General features: G+C 71.1%; 14 protein-coding genes. 11 read left to right on the top strand and 3 right to left on the bottom strand.

Annotation, left to right across the window (positions count from 1 at the left end):
• Nucleotides 1-11: 11 nt before the first annotated feature.
• Nucleotides 12-1,190: an acyl-CoA dehydrogenase family protein gene (locus tag ACRAWB_RS01200; RefSeq protein ID WP_431351692.1), complete on the bottom strand. Its 1,179-nt coding sequence runs from the start codon at nucleotides 1,188-1,190 to the stop codon at nucleotides 12-14.
• A 115-nt stretch (nucleotides 1,191-1,305) separates the two neighbouring features.
• Here ACRAWB_RS01200 and manA point away from each other — a divergent pair, with 115 nt between their 5' ends.
• The 4 genes from manA to ACRAWB_RS01180 are packed head-to-tail and all read left to right on the top strand — an operon-like array spanning nucleotide 1,306 to nucleotide 5,139.
• Nucleotides 1,306-2,472, top strand: coding sequence for a mannose-6-phosphate isomerase, class I (manA, locus tag ACRAWB_RS01195; protein WP_431351691.1), 1,167 nt, complete (start codon nucleotides 1,306-1,308; stop codon nucleotides 2,470-2,472).
• Between the two features lie 14 nt (nucleotides 2,473-2,486).
• Entirely contained in the window at nucleotides 2,487-3,083 is a 597-nt protein-coding gene (locus ACRAWB_RS01190; RefSeq protein WP_431351690.1) for a hypothetical protein, read from the top strand.
• Nucleotides 3,080-3,826 carry an O-antigen ligase family protein gene (locus ACRAWB_RS01185; RefSeq protein WP_431351689.1) on the top strand — a complete coding sequence of 249 codons (747 nt, stop codon included), beginning with the start codon at nucleotides 3,080-3,082 and terminating at the stop codon, nucleotides 3,824-3,826. The genes ACRAWB_RS01190 and ACRAWB_RS01185 overlap by 4 nt, the downstream gene beginning before the upstream one ends.
• Nucleotides 3,827-3,849: 23 nt before the next feature.
• Nucleotides 3,850-5,139 (top strand): O-antigen ligase family protein, encoded by a 1,290-nt coding sequence (locus ACRAWB_RS01180; RefSeq protein ID WP_431351688.1) that lies wholly within the window; start codon nucleotides 3,850-3,852, stop codon nucleotides 5,137-5,139.
• On the opposite strand, the gene ACRAWB_RS01175 is transcribed toward ACRAWB_RS01180, so the two are convergent.
• Entirely contained in the window at nucleotides 5,081-6,490 is a 1,410-nt protein-coding gene (locus ACRAWB_RS01175; RefSeq protein WP_431351687.1) for a lipopolysaccharide biosynthesis protein, read from the bottom strand. The two genes, ACRAWB_RS01180 and ACRAWB_RS01175, sit on opposite strands and share 59 nt — an antisense overlap.
• Before the next feature lie 29 nt (nucleotides 6,491-6,519).
• Between ACRAWB_RS01175 and ACRAWB_RS01170 the strand changes: the two genes are divergently transcribed.
• Nucleotides 6,520-7,407 (top strand): glycosyltransferase family 2 protein, encoded by an 888-nt coding sequence (locus ACRAWB_RS01170; RefSeq protein ID WP_431351686.1) that lies wholly within the window; start codon nucleotides 6,520-6,522, stop codon nucleotides 7,405-7,407.
• A gap of 7 nt (nucleotides 7,408-7,414) precedes the next feature.
• Here ACRAWB_RS01170 and ACRAWB_RS01165 read toward each other — a convergent pair whose 3' ends face one another.
• Entirely contained in the window at nucleotides 7,415-9,271 is a 1,857-nt protein-coding gene (locus ACRAWB_RS01165) for a hypothetical protein (RefSeq protein ID WP_431351685.1), read from the bottom strand.
• A 99-nt stretch (nucleotides 9,272-9,370) separates the two neighbouring features.
• Between ACRAWB_RS01165 and ACRAWB_RS01160 the strand changes: the two genes are divergently transcribed.
• Genes ACRAWB_RS01160 through ACRAWB_RS01135 form a run of 6 tightly spaced genes read left to right on the top strand, consistent with a single transcriptional unit; the run spans nucleotide 9,371 to nucleotide 13,617 of the window.
• The gene (locus tag ACRAWB_RS01160; RefSeq protein WP_431351684.1) at nucleotides 9,371-9,904 is read left to right on the top strand and encodes a DUF2142 domain-containing protein; all 534 of its coding nucleotides are present in this window, start codon (nucleotides 9,371-9,373) and stop codon (nucleotides 9,902-9,904) included.
• A 5-nt stretch (nucleotides 9,905-9,909) separates the two neighbouring features.
• The gene (locus ACRAWB_RS01155; protein WP_431351683.1) at nucleotides 9,910-10,890 is read left to right on the top strand and encodes a DUF2142 domain-containing protein; all 981 of its coding nucleotides are present in this window, start codon (nucleotides 9,910-9,912) and stop codon (nucleotides 10,888-10,890) included.
• 58 nt (nucleotides 10,891-10,948) lie between these two features.
• Nucleotides 10,949-11,683, top strand: coding sequence for a glycosyltransferase family 2 protein (locus ACRAWB_RS01150; RefSeq protein ID WP_431351682.1), 735 nt, complete (start codon nucleotides 10,949-10,951; stop codon nucleotides 11,681-11,683).
• Nucleotides 11,683-12,060, top strand: a complete 378-nt coding sequence (locus tag ACRAWB_RS01145) for a DUF2304 domain-containing protein (RefSeq protein ID WP_064111162.1) — start codon at nucleotides 11,683-11,685, stop codon at nucleotides 12,058-12,060. Before ACRAWB_RS01150 ends, ACRAWB_RS01145 begins: the two co-directional genes overlap by 1 nt.
• Before the next feature lie 13 nt (nucleotides 12,061-12,073).
• Nucleotides 12,074-12,820, top strand: coding sequence for a DUF2142 domain-containing protein (locus tag ACRAWB_RS01140; RefSeq protein WP_431351681.1), 747 nt, complete (start codon nucleotides 12,074-12,076; stop codon nucleotides 12,818-12,820).
• Nucleotides 12,769-13,617, top strand: a complete 849-nt coding sequence (locus tag ACRAWB_RS01135; protein WP_431352686.1) for a DUF2142 domain-containing protein — start codon at nucleotides 12,769-12,771, stop codon at nucleotides 13,615-13,617. The genes ACRAWB_RS01140 and ACRAWB_RS01135 overlap by 52 nt, the downstream gene beginning before the upstream one ends.
• Nucleotides 13,618-13,667 lie beyond the last annotated feature (50 nt).

The raw sequence follows: 13,667 nt of genomic DNA, 5'->3' as shown, positions 1-13,667 counted from the left end.
GCGGTGGGCGCTCAGACGAACGCGGCCTGACCCGTCACCGCACGACCGACGATGAGCGTGTTCATCTCGCGCGTGCCCTCGTACGAGTACAGCGCCTCCGCGTCGGCGAAGAACCGCGCGACGTCGTAGTCGAGCACGATGCCGTTGCCGCCGAGGGCTTCGCGGCACCACGCGACCGTCTCGCGCATCTTGGAGGTCGCGAACGCCTTGGCGAGTGCCGAGTGCTCGTCGCGCTGCTCTCCGGCGTCCAGCATCTCCGAGACGCGGGTGCACAGGCCGATGGAGGCCGTGATGTTGCCGACGGACTTCACCAGGAGGTCCTGGATCAGCTGGTGCGACGCGATCGGCTTCCCGAACTGGACGCGCTCCTTCGTGTAGCGCAGTGCCGCCTCGTAGGCGCCCACCGCGACGCCGATCGCCGCCCAAGCGACCTCGGCGCGGGTGAGGCGGAGCACCGCGGCCGTGTCCCGGAAGCTGTTGGCTTTCTGCAGCCGCAGCGACTCGGGGACGCGGACGTTCTCGAGGGTTATGTCGGCGTTCTGCACGATGCGCAGCGACTGCTTCCCCTCGATCTTGGTGGCGGTGAAGCCGGGGGTGGAGTTCGGGACGATGAAGCCCTTCACCTGGCCGTCCTCGGCGCTCTTGGCCCAGATGACGGTGATGTCGCTGAAGGTCGCGTTGCCGATCCAGCGCTTCGAGCCGTTCAGGATCCAGTCGTCGCCGTCGCGCGTCGCCACCGTCTTGAGGCCCTGCGCCGAGTCGGAGCCGGAGGTCGGCTCGGTCAGGCCGAACGCGCCGAGCACTTCGCCGCTCGCCAGCTTCGGCAGCCACTCCGCCTTCTGCTCGTCCGAGCCGCAGACGCCGATGGCGCCGAGCGCCAGGCCGTTCTGCACGCCGACGTAGGTGCTCACCGAGGCGTCGATGCGGGCGAGCTCCAGCGCGACCCAGCCGCGGAACACCGCCGAGTTCTCGAAGGGTGCCGTCTCCGGGAAGCCGAGGCCGATCGCACCGTTGCGGTGCAGCACGTCGATGATCTGGTGCGGGAACTCCGCCTTCTCCCAGTACTCGTTGACGATCGGCTTGACCTCGGTCTCCAGCTGCGCGCGGAGGGTCGCGATGAACTCCTTCTCGCGGTCGGTCAGCTGGTTCTCGAAGCCGTAGAAGTCGCCGGCGATGGTCTCGAAGGGCATGTCTGCTCCATTGCGTCCACAGGGATGGTCGGGCGGTCGTCAGCCTACGGACGGGAGGCCGGGCGGACAAAGCGATTGGTAGTTTGGTCCAACGCGACGAAAGGGATGAGGACGCATGTTTGTGCGCATCGGCAACACTCCACGCGACTACGCGTGGGGCTCCACCACGGCGATCGCCGGCCTGCTCGGAACCGAGCCCAGCGGCGGCCCGGAGGCGGAGCTGTGGCTGGGCGCGCATCCCGGCTCCCCGGCCCGCGTGCTCGACCCGGCGGTCGCGGACGGCTCGGCCGATCTGGCGGCATGGGAGCGGACCAGCGACCTCCCTTACCTGCTGAAGGTGCTCGCGGCCGACGGCCCGCTGTCGCTGCAGGCGCACCCCTCGCCCGAGCAGGCGCGCGCCGGCTTCGAGCGCGAGAACGCCGCAGGACTGGCGCCCGACTCCCCCGACCGCAATTACAAGGACCCGTTCCACAAGCCGGAGCTGATCTTCGCGCTGAGCGATCCGTTCGAAGCGCTCTGCGGCTTCCGCGACCCCGCGGAGAGCCGGGCCGCCCTGGAGCGTCTAGCGGCCGGCAGCCCCGGCGGCGCGGTGATCTCGGGCTTCGCCCGCACCCTCGACGGCGAGCCTGGCACGGTCCTGCGCCGCGCGACGGAGTGGCTGCTCGGCGGCGACACGGATGTGGATCTCCTCGTCGCGGAGGTGGTCGCGGCCGCGAAGGCGTTGCCCGACGACCGGGACGCGGACACCGTCCGGATGCTCGACGCGGCGTTCCCCGGCGACCCCGGGATCGTGCTCGCCCTCCTTCTCAACCGGGCGACCCTGCGGCCGGGCGAGGTGCTGTACCTGCCGGCCGGCAACATCCACGCGTACCTGAAGGGCCTCGGCATCGAGCTCATGGCGGCGTCCGACAACGTGCTGCGGGGCGGCCTGACGCGCAAGCGGATCGACGTGCCGGAGCTGGTGTCGGTGCTCGACTTCTCGCCCATCCGGGCGACCCCGCTCGCGCCGGAGCACCCCTCGTCCGGCGTCGAGGTGTTCCGTCCGGATGTCCCCGACTTCCAGCTCGCTCGTGTGGCCCTGGACGCCGATGTCGCCGAGGCCCGCCTGGAACTGCCGGGCACGGCGATCGCACTCTGCACGGACGGCACGGTCACGCTCACGGGTGCTTCCGGGAGCACGACCCTCCAGCGCGGCGAGGCGACGGTCGTCACCGCGGACGAGCGCGCCGTCTCGGTCACCGACGGCCCCGGCACCGTGTTCGTCGCCACCCCGAACCGGTGAGCTATCCTTCGGGGGTGACGAGCCCGACCCCCGCGCTAGGCGCCCGCATCCGCGCCGCCCGGGCGGTCACGGGGACGGGCGAGTCGGTCTTCGCCGCCGTCCTGCTGTTCACGCTGTTCGCCGGCGAGTTCTGGCGCGATTTCATCAGCTGGCCCGGGTACTTCGTGCTCGCCGCGGTGCTCGCGGTCGGCAGCGCGATCCTCGTGGTGCGGTCCCGCCCGGCGTTCCGCTGGCGCACGACCCCGAAGACGCTGCTGGTGTTCCTGGCGCTGGCCGTGCTGTCGATCGCCTGGTCGGCGTATCCCGGGGCCAGTGCGCTCGGCGTCTTGGCGCAGCTGCTCACGACCATCGGCGGCCTGTTCCTCGGTCTGCGGCTGTCGACCGCCGGGCTGCTGAACGCGCTGGGCAATGCGTTCCGCTGGATCCTCGGCCTCTCGCTCCTCTTCGAGTTCGTGGTGGCGGTGTTCGTCCGGCAGCCGGTCCTCCCCTCACGCCGGTCCAGGCCGTCCCGTCCGGGAAACTGCCCTCGGCGTTCTACTGGAGCCGCGACCTGCTGTTCCACGGCGGTCCTATCCAGGGCATCGTCGGGAACAGCAACCTGCTGGCCATGATCGCGCTGCTCGCGATCGTCGTGTTCGCCATCCAGCGGGCCGACCGGACGCTCCGCCGCGGCTCGGCGACGACCTGGCTCGTGATCGCGGTGCTGACGCTCGCGCTGACCCGCTCCGCGACCGTGATCGCCGCAGCCCTCGCGACGGCGGTGGTGCTCGGTTTCGCCCTGTGGACGCGTCGGGTCGGACCCGAGCGACGGACGCCCGTGTACGTCGTGGCCGCGGTGCTCGTGGCGGCCGTCATCGTGCTCGTGTCGGTGTTCGGCTCCCGCCTCCCCGCGCTCTTCGGCAAGAGCGAAGACCTCACCGGCCGGATCGACATCTGGGACGCGGTGATCCGCCTGGCGCAGCAGCGTCCCGTCTTCGGCTGGGGCTGGGTGAGCTACTGGGCGCCGTGGGTGAAGCCCTTCGACGGGCTGGCCACACGGAACGGCGTCGAATACCTCCAGGCGCACAACGCCTGGCTCGACGTCTGGCTGCAGCTCGGGATCGTCGGCCTCGTCGTGTTCATCCTCCTGGTGCTGACGACCTTCGGGCGCAGCTGGTTCCTCGCGGTCGACCGGCCACGCTGGACCGTCGTCGACGACAAGCCCTACACCGCTACGACACTGCTCCCGCTGCTGCTGATGGCCGCCCTGATCGCGCAGAGCTTCGCCGAGAGCCGGATGCTCATCGAGGGCGGGTGGGCGCTGCTGGTCGCCATCGCCGTGGCCACGAAGCGGTCAGTCCCCGACGCCCACTGACGCCGGACCCGTAGTCTGTGAGCATGGCAACGCCCCGACGGACCCTGGTGCCGCCCGCGGTGACCGAGTTCCTGGGCTCCGCCCGCTTCACCTCGACGCTCGCCCTGCTCGCGGTGATCACCGGGTTCTCCACGCATGCCATCCGGGCGCTGATCGGCTGGCCGGGGCTGATCGGAGCGCTGGCGGTCCTGGTCGTGCTGGCCGCGGTGTCGTTCGCCGCGCAGTGGCGGCTGATCGAATGGCACGGGCTGCTGCCGATCTCAGCGCTGCTGTTCGTCGGCTGGTGCGCGCTGTCGATCCTGTGGAGCCAGTATCAGTGGGCCACGTTCGGTGCGGTGATCTACCAACTGATCTTCGCGTTCCTCGCCGTGTACATCGCGCTCGTGCGGGACGCCATCCAGATCGTCCGCGTGGTCGGCGACGCGCTGCGGTTCCTGCTGACGCTGTCCCTCGCCCTCGAGGTGCTGAGCGGGCTGCTGATCGACGCGCCGCTGAAGTTCCTCGCGATCCAGGGCAACATCGCCGCAGGTGGCCCAATCCAGGGCCTGTTCGGCACCCGCAACCAGCTGAGCATCGTCGCGCTGATCGCGTTCGTGACGTTCCTGGTCGAGCTCCGGACCCGATCGGTCCGTCCCCCGATCGCCGCGTACTCGATCACGCTGGCCGCGCTCTGCATCCTGCTCGCCCACTCCCCCGTCATCGCTGCCGTGTCGGTCGTGGTCGGGCTCGCCACCCTCGCGCTGTTCCTCATCCGGAAGGCGCCGGCATCGCAGCGGGTCTACTTCCAGTGGGGGCTGGCCCTGCTCACAGTGGCCGTCCTGGTCGTCGCGTACATCTACCGGACGCGCGTGATCGACCTCCTCAACGCCCGCGCCGACTTCCAGGTGCGCTACCAGCTGTGGATCCAGATCTGGCAGCTCATCCCCGTGCAGCAGATCGTCGGCTGGGGCTGGGTCGGGTCGTGGCCGACCGACCTCTACCCGTTCACCGCCATCCAGGCGAACACCGGGGTGTATCACGCGAACGGTCTCAACGCGTATCTGGACGTCTACCTGCAGGTCGGCATCATCGGCCTCCTGCTCTTCGTCGCCCTCATCGCGCTCGCCTTCGGCCGGTCGTGGCTGCTCGCCTCCAACCGCCGCAGCACGGTCTACGCGTGGGCGCCGCTGGTGCTGGTGGCGCTGCTCGTGACGAGCGTCTTCGAGAGCTCGATCCTGGTGGAGTCAGGATGGATGCTACTCGTCATCTGCACCGTCAAGGCCTCGCAGGGGATGAGCTGGCGGCTTCGGCTGCCGCACCGCGACGCGAGCTGACGGATCCCCGCGAGAGCTTCATCCCCACCAGGTGCACGGCGAGGCCGACCGCCGGGCCGGCCGCCAGAGCGAGTGCCGCGCGACCGGCCAGCGGCAGCGGCACGAACAGCAAGGCCAGGGTGACGACGGAGGCGGCCACCCAGCCGGCGGCGTACAGGCCGTGGAGGTTCCGCGCGAGCACCGCGGACCCGCTGACGAACAGCGCACCGATGAGCCCCGACGAGGCGATCAGCGCGACCAGGACCCCGGCGGACAGGTCGAACTGGGACCCGAACACGAGGTGCATGACCGGCTCGCCCCACAGCCAGGCCGCGCCGCAGAGAACCAGGATGACGACCGCGATCCCGGCGAAGAGCAGGGCGATCGTCCGCGCAGTCCGCTCCGGATGGTGCGAGAACCGGCTGACCAGGAAGCTCGACAGCGCGGTCAGAGGCACCAGGATGGGCGCGCGGGTCAGCGTGACCGCGAGCACGAGCGACCCGAGGTCGGAGTGGTTCTCCGGTCCCGCGAAGAACGAGAGCACGAGGGGGAAGCCGTTGATCAGCACGGCGGTCGCCGACGCGGCCAGCATCGTGCGGCCGGTGTTCGCCACGAGGGCCCGCACGCCGAGAGCGACCCGCGCGTTCTGCACGAGCGCCCGCGGGGCGGTGAGGAACACGATCGCCAGCGAGAGCGGGAACGGGAGGATCACCGCGACGGCGAGCGGCACGATGTCGTGCGTCACGCTGAGCACCGCCACCACGCCGATGACGCGCAGGATGCCGTCCAGGGCGACGATCGTCGCGAGCTGCCGCCACATCCCGGCTCCGGCCATGACGCCGGACGCCGCCGCGACGAGGCAGTTCAGCCCCGCGCCGACGGCCACGAACCACGCGAGTCCCGCGTTCGCCGCGCCGAGGCTGGGGACCGCCCACAGCAGGCTCGTCAGTGCCACCGTCACCGCCACGACCACGGCAGCGACCGCCGCGAAGGCCCAGAGGGACGTCCGCCGTCCGGCCGCCGGGGCGTCGACCGCCTGCTGCGTCTCCCGCACGGTCTGGGCCGTCGCGCGCGTCGACTCCTGCTGCAGTCCGAACAGGACGCCCACCACGAGGAACAGCGCCGACCAGAACACCGAGAAGACCCCGTACCCGGCGGCGCCGACCTCGGTGTACACCCGCCAGGTCACGACGTAGCCGGCAATCCCCGAGATGGCCGTCGCCGCGAGGATCAGGACGACCGACGACCGGGCCGACCGCGGTGCCGATGCCTCCTCGTAGTCCGGAATGGGCTCGTTGAGCGGTTCGAAGGCGGTGATGGGTCTCTCCCCGGAAGCGCGTGAAAGGATGGTCGGCGGCCGCGATCGCGGCACGCCAACACTACGACGAAAGTCTGGACGCAGTGACGATCGACATCATGATGCCGTTCTACGGCGACCCCGGCCTGTTCCGCGACGCCGTGGAGAGCGTGCGGGCGCAGGAGGACGGCGACTGGCGGCTGGTCGTGATCGACGACGTGTACCCGGACCGAGGCCCCGGCGAGTGGGTGTCCTCGCTGGGCGACGCCCGCATCCACTACGTGCGCAACGAGGTGAACCTCGGTGTCAGCGGCAACTTCAGCAAGTCGGTCGCGCTGGTCGAGGCGGCGCATTTCGTGCTCATGGGCTGCGACGACCTGATGGAGGCCGGCTACATCGGGTCGATGCGCGACGCCATCGCGAATCACCCGGACGGCTCGTACTTCCAGCCCGCGGTGACGGTGATCGGCGACGACGGGCGTCCCTCGCTCCCACTCGCCGACCGCGTGAAGTCCTGGTACCGGCCGAAGAAGACCGAGACGGCCGTGCTGTCCGGTCAGGAGCTCGCTGTTAGCCTGCTGCGCGGCAACTGGACCTACTTCCCCTCGATCTGCTGGAACACCGAGGCGGTCCGTCGTCACGGCTTCGACGCCGCCTTCGACGTGGTGCTCGACCTCGCGCTGCAGCTCGACATCGTCCTCGACGGCGGGAGCCTCGTGCTGCTCCCCGAGCACACCTTCCGCTACCGCCGGCACGCGGGCAGCGTCTCGTCGTGGACCGCGCAGGACGGCACCCGCTTCGACGAGGAGCGGGCCTTCTTCCTGGATGCCAAGGCCCGCCTCCGCGCGCGGGGCTGGCAGCACGCGGCTCGCGTCGCCGGGGCGCACTGGTCGTCCCGGCTCAACGCGGCGACCAAGCTGCCCGGCGCGATCGTGAAGCGGGACGGCGCCGGGCTGCGCGCGCTGAGCCGCCACATCCTCCGCGGCTGGTGAACGGCCGCTAGCGTACGGTGCCGACGACGACCCGCGGGTCGGCGTCCGGGCACAGCTCACGCAGTTTGGCCTCCAGCCCGGCGTCGCGCGTGCGAATCTCGACCTGCGGTCCCCAGGCGTCGAGGGCGGAGCAGACCTGCTGCGGATCGTCGACGCGCAGCGAGTAGCCGAACGGCCGGATGGGGTCGGACCCGCTGGTGGCCGACGCGCCCAGCAGCCAGAGGTTGGCGAATCCGTCTGCGCGCCAGTCGAAGTAGCCGGCCAGCATCGTGTGCGCCTGCGACGGGTCCTTCAGCGCGAAAAGGGTCGGGAGCACCGCGTCGCCGCTGGCGACCCCCTGACCGTGCAGGATGTCCGCGTACGGCACCAGCGCGCCGAACGTCGGCGGCTTGGGCAGGACGCTCGCAGCGGTCGAACCGACGGCGATCAGCACGCCCGCGACAGCGGCCACCCGACGCCAGACCGTGAGCGTCGCGGCGGCGAGCGCATCCAGCGCGAGGCCGAGGGAGAGCACCAGCAGGAGGATCCCGATGAACCAGACCAGTTTCGCCGGGTAGTAGCCCCACGCGTACTGATCCGCCCCCACGTTGCTCGCGAGGAAGATGTAGACGGCGACAGACGGCACCACGATTGCGAGCACGCCGAGGAGATGGGATCGTCGCCCCGGGGTGGCGAAACTCGTCGCGGCCAGAGCGATCGCGATGCCGGCCAGTACGTAGAGGAGGGCCGGCGTGACCGGGGCCATCGAGCCGCCCTGGGCGAGCGCTCCCTGCTCCCGGCGCAGGTCCGGCACGGAGAAAAGGAAGACGTAGACCACCAGCTGCAGCGCGCAGAGCCCGAGCGCCGCCCACGCCATCCACGAGACACCGGTCCGCCAGGGGCGCCCGAGGAGCCAGCGCAGTCCGGCCACGCCGGCGAGCGCGAGCGGGATGATCGCGAGGAACGCCCAGAGCGCGAGCAGGGCCGTCGCCGCCAGCAGCAGGACGCCGATCGCTGCGACGGGGGTGGTCCCGGCGCCGCGCCACGCCAGCCACGCGGCGAAGAGGCACGCCAGCGTCGGCATCACGTTGTAGAAGCCGAACTGGAACGAGAAGCCGGCGACGAACCAGGAGAGGATGAGCGTCGACCCCAGAACCGCTGCGATCGAACGGAGCACGGGGTGCCGACCACGCACCAGCTGCCCGGCGACCAGCCCGGCGAGGAACGCGGTGACCACGGTGGTCGCGGCGAAGACGCCCGCCATCGCGGCGATGTCGTGCTGCAGGATGCCTGGGGCGTCGGTGCCGGGTCGTCCGGTGGCCATGGCGGCCGCGAGCATGACGGAGACCAGAGGCGAGACATTCGGGTGCAACGACGGGATGAGACCCGCGTCGGTGATGAGGAAGCGCGACAAGACGAGGTTCCACACGGCGTCGTTCTGCATCGCCCACGAGAGCGCGTGCCCGTTGCGCAACAGGGGCAGCCCGCAGAACACCACCGCGACCAGGGCGGGCAGCGCTCCCGCGGCGAGCGCCAGCCACCACGCGCGTGCGGACGGCAGGCGGAAACCGGAACCGAAGACGACGGCCGCGAGAGCGAGGAGCACGACCGCGCTGAGCACCAGGATGTTGCCGGCCGCCAGGCTCAGCCCGACCTTGTGGAACACCCGGACGGCGAACGCGGCCGCCACGAGCGGCACGACGACTCCGGCGGCGATCCCCACCGCACGCGAGCGGAAGGCCGCGGCGACGGACAGCGCGGCCGCGGCGCCGAGGACCCAGATCGTCACGCCTCTCACCGCGAGGACGACACCGGCCACCGCGATGAGCAGCAGGACCGCGGCGGACCACCACCGGGCGCGCGGAGCTCGGATGGTATCGTCCACCTGTCCCCTTTTCGTCAGCCTGCACGGGCGCCTCCGCCCAGCATCCGAACCTACCTCACGGTGTTCGAGCAGGTGCTCCGAGACCGACAGGATGCCGCGATGACCTCTGCGCCACCCCGGACCGGCGTCCGTGGAGCGTGGACCACGTTCTGGCTGGCCTTCGGCGTGCTGTTCCTGATGATGGGCTCCTATTCGCTCGCGGTTCCGCAGGGTGCGAGCCCCGACGAGCCGGCCCACGCGATGCGCGCCTACGCGGCTGCCCACGGACAGCTCTCCGGGCCGGAGTCGAAGGCCGTCCCCGGAACCCTCGACCTCACAGTCTCCGAGTACTTCGCCCAGCTCGAGAAGCACATGCCGTGCTTCAAACGCGACATCACCCAGACTCCGGCGTGCGTGACGCCGACCGCCGATCAGGACGCGACCACCACCGGCCACTCGTCGACCGGGGTGAGCACTCCGGTCTTCTACCTGGCCGTCGGCTGGCCGACAGCCGTGCTCGACGGCGCGAAGGGCCTCTACGCCATGCGACTGGTGAGCGCTGCACTCTGCGCCGCCCTGCTGGCACTCGCCTTCGTCGCGGTGCGCTCGCTCCCCGCTCGCGCTGGGCGACGCTCGCCCTCGCCGCGGGCGTGACCCCGATGACGCTCTTCCTCTCCGGCACGGTCAACCCCAACGGACTGGAGGTGGCGGCGACGGCGGCCGTGTTCGCGCTGCTGACCGCGACCTTCGGCGCACCGGCCTCGCGGCGGACGCTGGCCTGGCGGCTCGCAGGGGTCACAGTGGTGTCCCTGCTTCTGGTGAACACGCGCAGCATCGCGCTGCTCTGGCTGCTCCTCGCGCTCGTCGCGGCGCTCATCCTCTCCGATCGGTTCGTCCTCCGCATCGTGCTCCGATGGTGGGCGACGTGGGTCGCGGTCGGCGTCGTCGCCGCGGTCACGCTCGCGGTCGCCGTGTTCTACCTCCGCCCTCGTCCGCTCACCCCCGCCTACCAGCCGATCGGCGCTGGTCAGAGCTGGGGACAGGGCTTCTCCTGGACCATCGACCAGACCTTCTCGTTCATGACCGGGTGGATCGCGCAGTTCGGCTGGCTCGAGATCCCGGCCCCTGCGATCGCGCTCGTGATCTGGGCGGTCGTCGGCGGCGGCATCCTGATCACCGGCGTCGTCTTCGGGGGACGACGGACCCAGCTGGCCGCGCTTCCCGTCGGCCTCGCGCTCCTGCTCGTGCCGCCGCTCACGCAGGCAGCCGTGATCGGCGTCGCCGGGTACATCTGGCAGGGCCGCTACACCCTGGCCCCCGCCGTCATGCTCCTCCTGCTCGCCGGGATGGGACTCGACCGCGCGCTCCCCGCCCTCGAGCCGTTCGGCCGGCTGCGTCCCCTGGTCGGCGTCGCCGTCGTCCTGCTGGCCGTGGGCCAGGTCGGCGCCTTCCTCTGGATGGTGCGCCGCTACGTGACGGGCCTCACCAGTACCGGAACCTGGCTCGACCTCCTGCGCCACCCGGTGTGGCAGCCGCCGGGCGGCTGGATCCTGCTCGTCGTCCTGCTGACAGCCGCGGCCGCCGTCGGCGCCTGGCTGACCGCCCGCACGGTGACCTCCCGGCTCCCCGTGCGAGAATGACTCCGACGCCCGGCCCCGTACCGTCTCCCTCCGCCACCCATCTAGTACCGTGACTGCCATGCCCTACGCCCTCTCCGAAACGCTCATCGTCATGCCCGCCTTCAATGAAGAGGAGTCGGTCGCGGCGGTGATCGCCGAGGTGCACGCCAAGCTCCCCGGAGCAGCGGTGCTGGTCGTCGACGACGGCTCGCTGGACGCCACGGCGGAGGTCGCCCGGGCGGCCGGCGCGCAGGTCGCGTCCATGCCGTTCAACATGGGCGTCGGCGGCGCGCTGCGACTCGGCTTCCAGTACGCGGTGGAGAACGGCTACCAGGTCGCGGTCCAGATCGACGCCGACGGCCAGCACGACCCCGGACTCGTCCCGGCGCTCCTCGCCGGCCTCGACGACGCTGACCTCGTGATCGGCGCGCGGTTCTCCGGCGAAGGCGACTACACCGTCCGCGGGCCGCGGAAGTGGGCCATGAGCGTGCTCTCCACCGTGCTCAGCCGCGTCGTGCGGACCCCGCTCAAGGACACGACCAGCGGCTTCAAGGCGAACGGTCCGCGCGCGATCGCCCTCTTCGCCCACTCCTTCCCGGCCGAGTACCTGGGCGACACCATCGAGGCGCTGGTGATCGCTGGGCGCGCCGGGCTCCGCGTCCGACAGGTCCCCGTCGCGATGCGTCCGCGGTCCGGCGGTCAGCCCTCCCACAACTTCGTCAAGTCCGCGGTCTATCTCGGGCGCGCGTTCGTCGCCCTGCTGGTCGCCCTCATGCGCCCGCGCACAGCCCTGAAGGAGACGGCGACGGCCTGATGTCGATCACCAGCTATATCTTCGGAATCCTCGCCGCGCTGCTCACGCTCGCGGTGGTCATCGAAATGCTCCGGCGCGGCCGGATGCGCGAGCGTCACGCCATCTGGTGGATCGTCGCCGGCAGCCTCGCGCTCCTGATCGGCGTCTTCCCGGCCATCCTGGATTGGGCCGCGGGCCTCATCGGCGTCGGCCAGCCGGTCAACCTCGTCTTCTTCGTCAGCATCGCGGTGCTGTTCCTGGTCTGCATCCAGCACAGCTCGGAGCTGACCACCCTTGAGAGCAAGTCGCGCACGCTGGCCGAGCGGAGCGCCCTCCAGGAGCTGCGGATCAGCCAGCTCGAGGAGCGCGTCGCCCAGCTCAGCCGCGAGCAGGAGTAGCGGGTTGCGCGGAATGTGGCGACCGCTCCTCGTGGTGTGGTCCCTCCTCTCGGCGCTGTGCGCCTGCTGGGCCCTCGCGACCCCGATCTCGGCCTCGCCCGATGAGCCGGCCCACGTGGTCCGGGCCGCCAGCGTCGCCCGCGGCGAGTGGGTGGGCACGCCGTCGCCGGAGGGCCATCTGGTCACGGTGCCGGGCTACATCGCTCGCACGCAGCAGCTGACCTGCTTCGCATTCCACTACGAGCGCACCGCGGACTGCGTGACCGCCGGGCCGGATGCGGCTCCCGCGCCCTCCGATCCCGCCGCACCGACCACCGCTCCCACGACCGCGGGACTCTACAACCCGCTCTATTACGTGGTCGTCGGCTGGCCGTCGCTGCTGTTCCACGACGACGCGGGGATCTACGCGATGCGCGTGGTCAGCGGCATCCTCGCCTCCCTGTTCGCCGCCCTCGGCTTCGCCGTGCTGTGGACGCTGCCCCGCCGTGCGCTCACACTGCTCGGCTTCGCCCTCGCGATGACGCCCGCCCTGCTCTTCCTCGGCGGCTCGGTGAACCCGACGGCCGTCGAGGCGACCGCGACGCTGTCGCTCTTCGCCGCGATGCTGGCGGTGGTGCTCGATCCCCGGCCCGAACGGCTCGCGGTGCGGGCCGCGGTCGTCGCCGTCTCGGGGGCGTTCGCGGTCAACGCCCGCGGCCTGTCGCCGCTCTGGGTGCTCCTCGCGATCGCCGCACCCCTGATCCTCGCGCCGCTCCCCTGATCCGGGAGCTGCTGCGGCGTCGTGCCGTTTGGATCGCGGCGGGCGTCGTCGCCGCCGGCGCCCTGTTCGCGGTGGGATGGACGCTGGGCAGCAATTCCCTCTACAACGCGGTCGCCAACCCGGACTCCACGCCGCAGCACTTCCCCGGCCAGGGCACGAACCCGCTCAGCGGCTTCTGGATCACCTTCGTGCGCACGATCGAGTACGCCCACGGCGCGATCGGCCTGTTCGGCTGGCTCGACACCCCGGCCCCGCCGGAGGTCTTCTTCGTCTGGGCGGCCCTGATCGGCGCGCTCCTGATCGCCGCCGTCTGCCTGCTCCGCGGCCGGTTCCTGGTCTTCGCCCTCGCCCTGCTCGGCGCGTACGTGCTGCTGCCCCCGATCGTGCAGGCCGCGTACATCACCGGAGGCGGCATCATCTGGCAGGGCCGCTACGCGCTGCCGCTCCTGGTCTGCCTCTGCGTGGGACTGGCCGTCGCCCTCGACCACACCGTGACCATCGCGCCGGCAGCCCGTTGGCTGCGCCGACTCACGCTGATCAGCCTGGTGGCGCTGGCGGCGGCGCAGTTCTACGCGTTCGAGAGCACCCTCCGCCGCTACACGGTCGGTCCGACCGGCTCGCTCAAGACCATGCTGATCGGGTCGCCGCCGTGGAGCCCGCCGGGCGGCGTGCTCCTCTGGCTCCTGCTGACCGCGGCGCTGCTCGCGGTGGGTGTCTGGCTGGGCGTCCGCACGTCCCGCAGCCTCCGCCTCGAAGCCGAGCTGCCGCTGAACCGCGCGGTGGACTCGGCGGTCTAGGCACGCCGGAGGATCGCGCCCCCGCAAGCCGTGCCCGTCCGCTAGGGTGC

The sequence above is a fragment of the Leifsonia poae genome (assembly GCF_050632865.1).
In the GTDB taxonomy this organism is placed as follows: domain Bacteria; phylum Actinomycetota; class Actinomycetes; order Actinomycetales; family Microbacteriaceae; genus Leifsonia; species Leifsonia poae_B.
The sequence above is the reverse complement of the archived record's forward strand: the minus strand, read 5'-3'. Positions and strand labels throughout refer to the sequence as shown.

Excerpts from the sequence above, each read along its gene's own strand:
- ACRAWB_RS01200 (WP_431351692.1), bottom strand. The coding sequence starts at position 1,190 with ATGCCCTTCGAGACCATCGCCGGCGACTTCTACGGCTTCGAGAACCAG.
- manA (WP_431351691.1), top strand. The coding sequence starts at position 1,306 with ATGTTTGTGCGCATCGGCAACACTCCACGCGACTACGCGTGGGGCTCC.
- ACRAWB_RS01185 (WP_431351689.1), top strand. The coding sequence starts at position 3,080 with ATGATCGCGCTGCTCGCGATCGTCGTGTTCGCCATCCAGCGGGCCGAC.
- ACRAWB_RS01180 (WP_431351688.1), top strand. The coding sequence starts at position 3,850 with ATGGCAACGCCCCGACGGACCCTGGTGCCGCCCGCGGTGACCGAGTTC.
- ACRAWB_RS01160 (WP_431351684.1), top strand. The coding sequence starts at position 9,371 with ATGACCTCTGCGCCACCCCGGACCGGCGTCCGTGGAGCGTGGACCACG.
- ACRAWB_RS01155 (WP_431351683.1), top strand. The coding sequence starts at position 9,910 with ATGACGCTCTTCCTCTCCGGCACGGTCAACCCCAACGGACTGGAGGTG.
- ACRAWB_RS01150 (WP_431351682.1), top strand. The coding sequence starts at position 10,949 with ATGCCCTACGCCCTCTCCGAAACGCTCATCGTCATGCCCGCCTTCAAT.
- ACRAWB_RS01145 (WP_064111162.1), top strand. The coding sequence starts at position 11,683 with ATGTCGATCACCAGCTATATCTTCGGAATCCTCGCCGCGCTGCTCACG.
- ACRAWB_RS01140 (WP_431351681.1), top strand. The coding sequence starts at position 12,074 with ATGTGGCGACCGCTCCTCGTGGTGTGGTCCCTCCTCTCGGCGCTGTGC.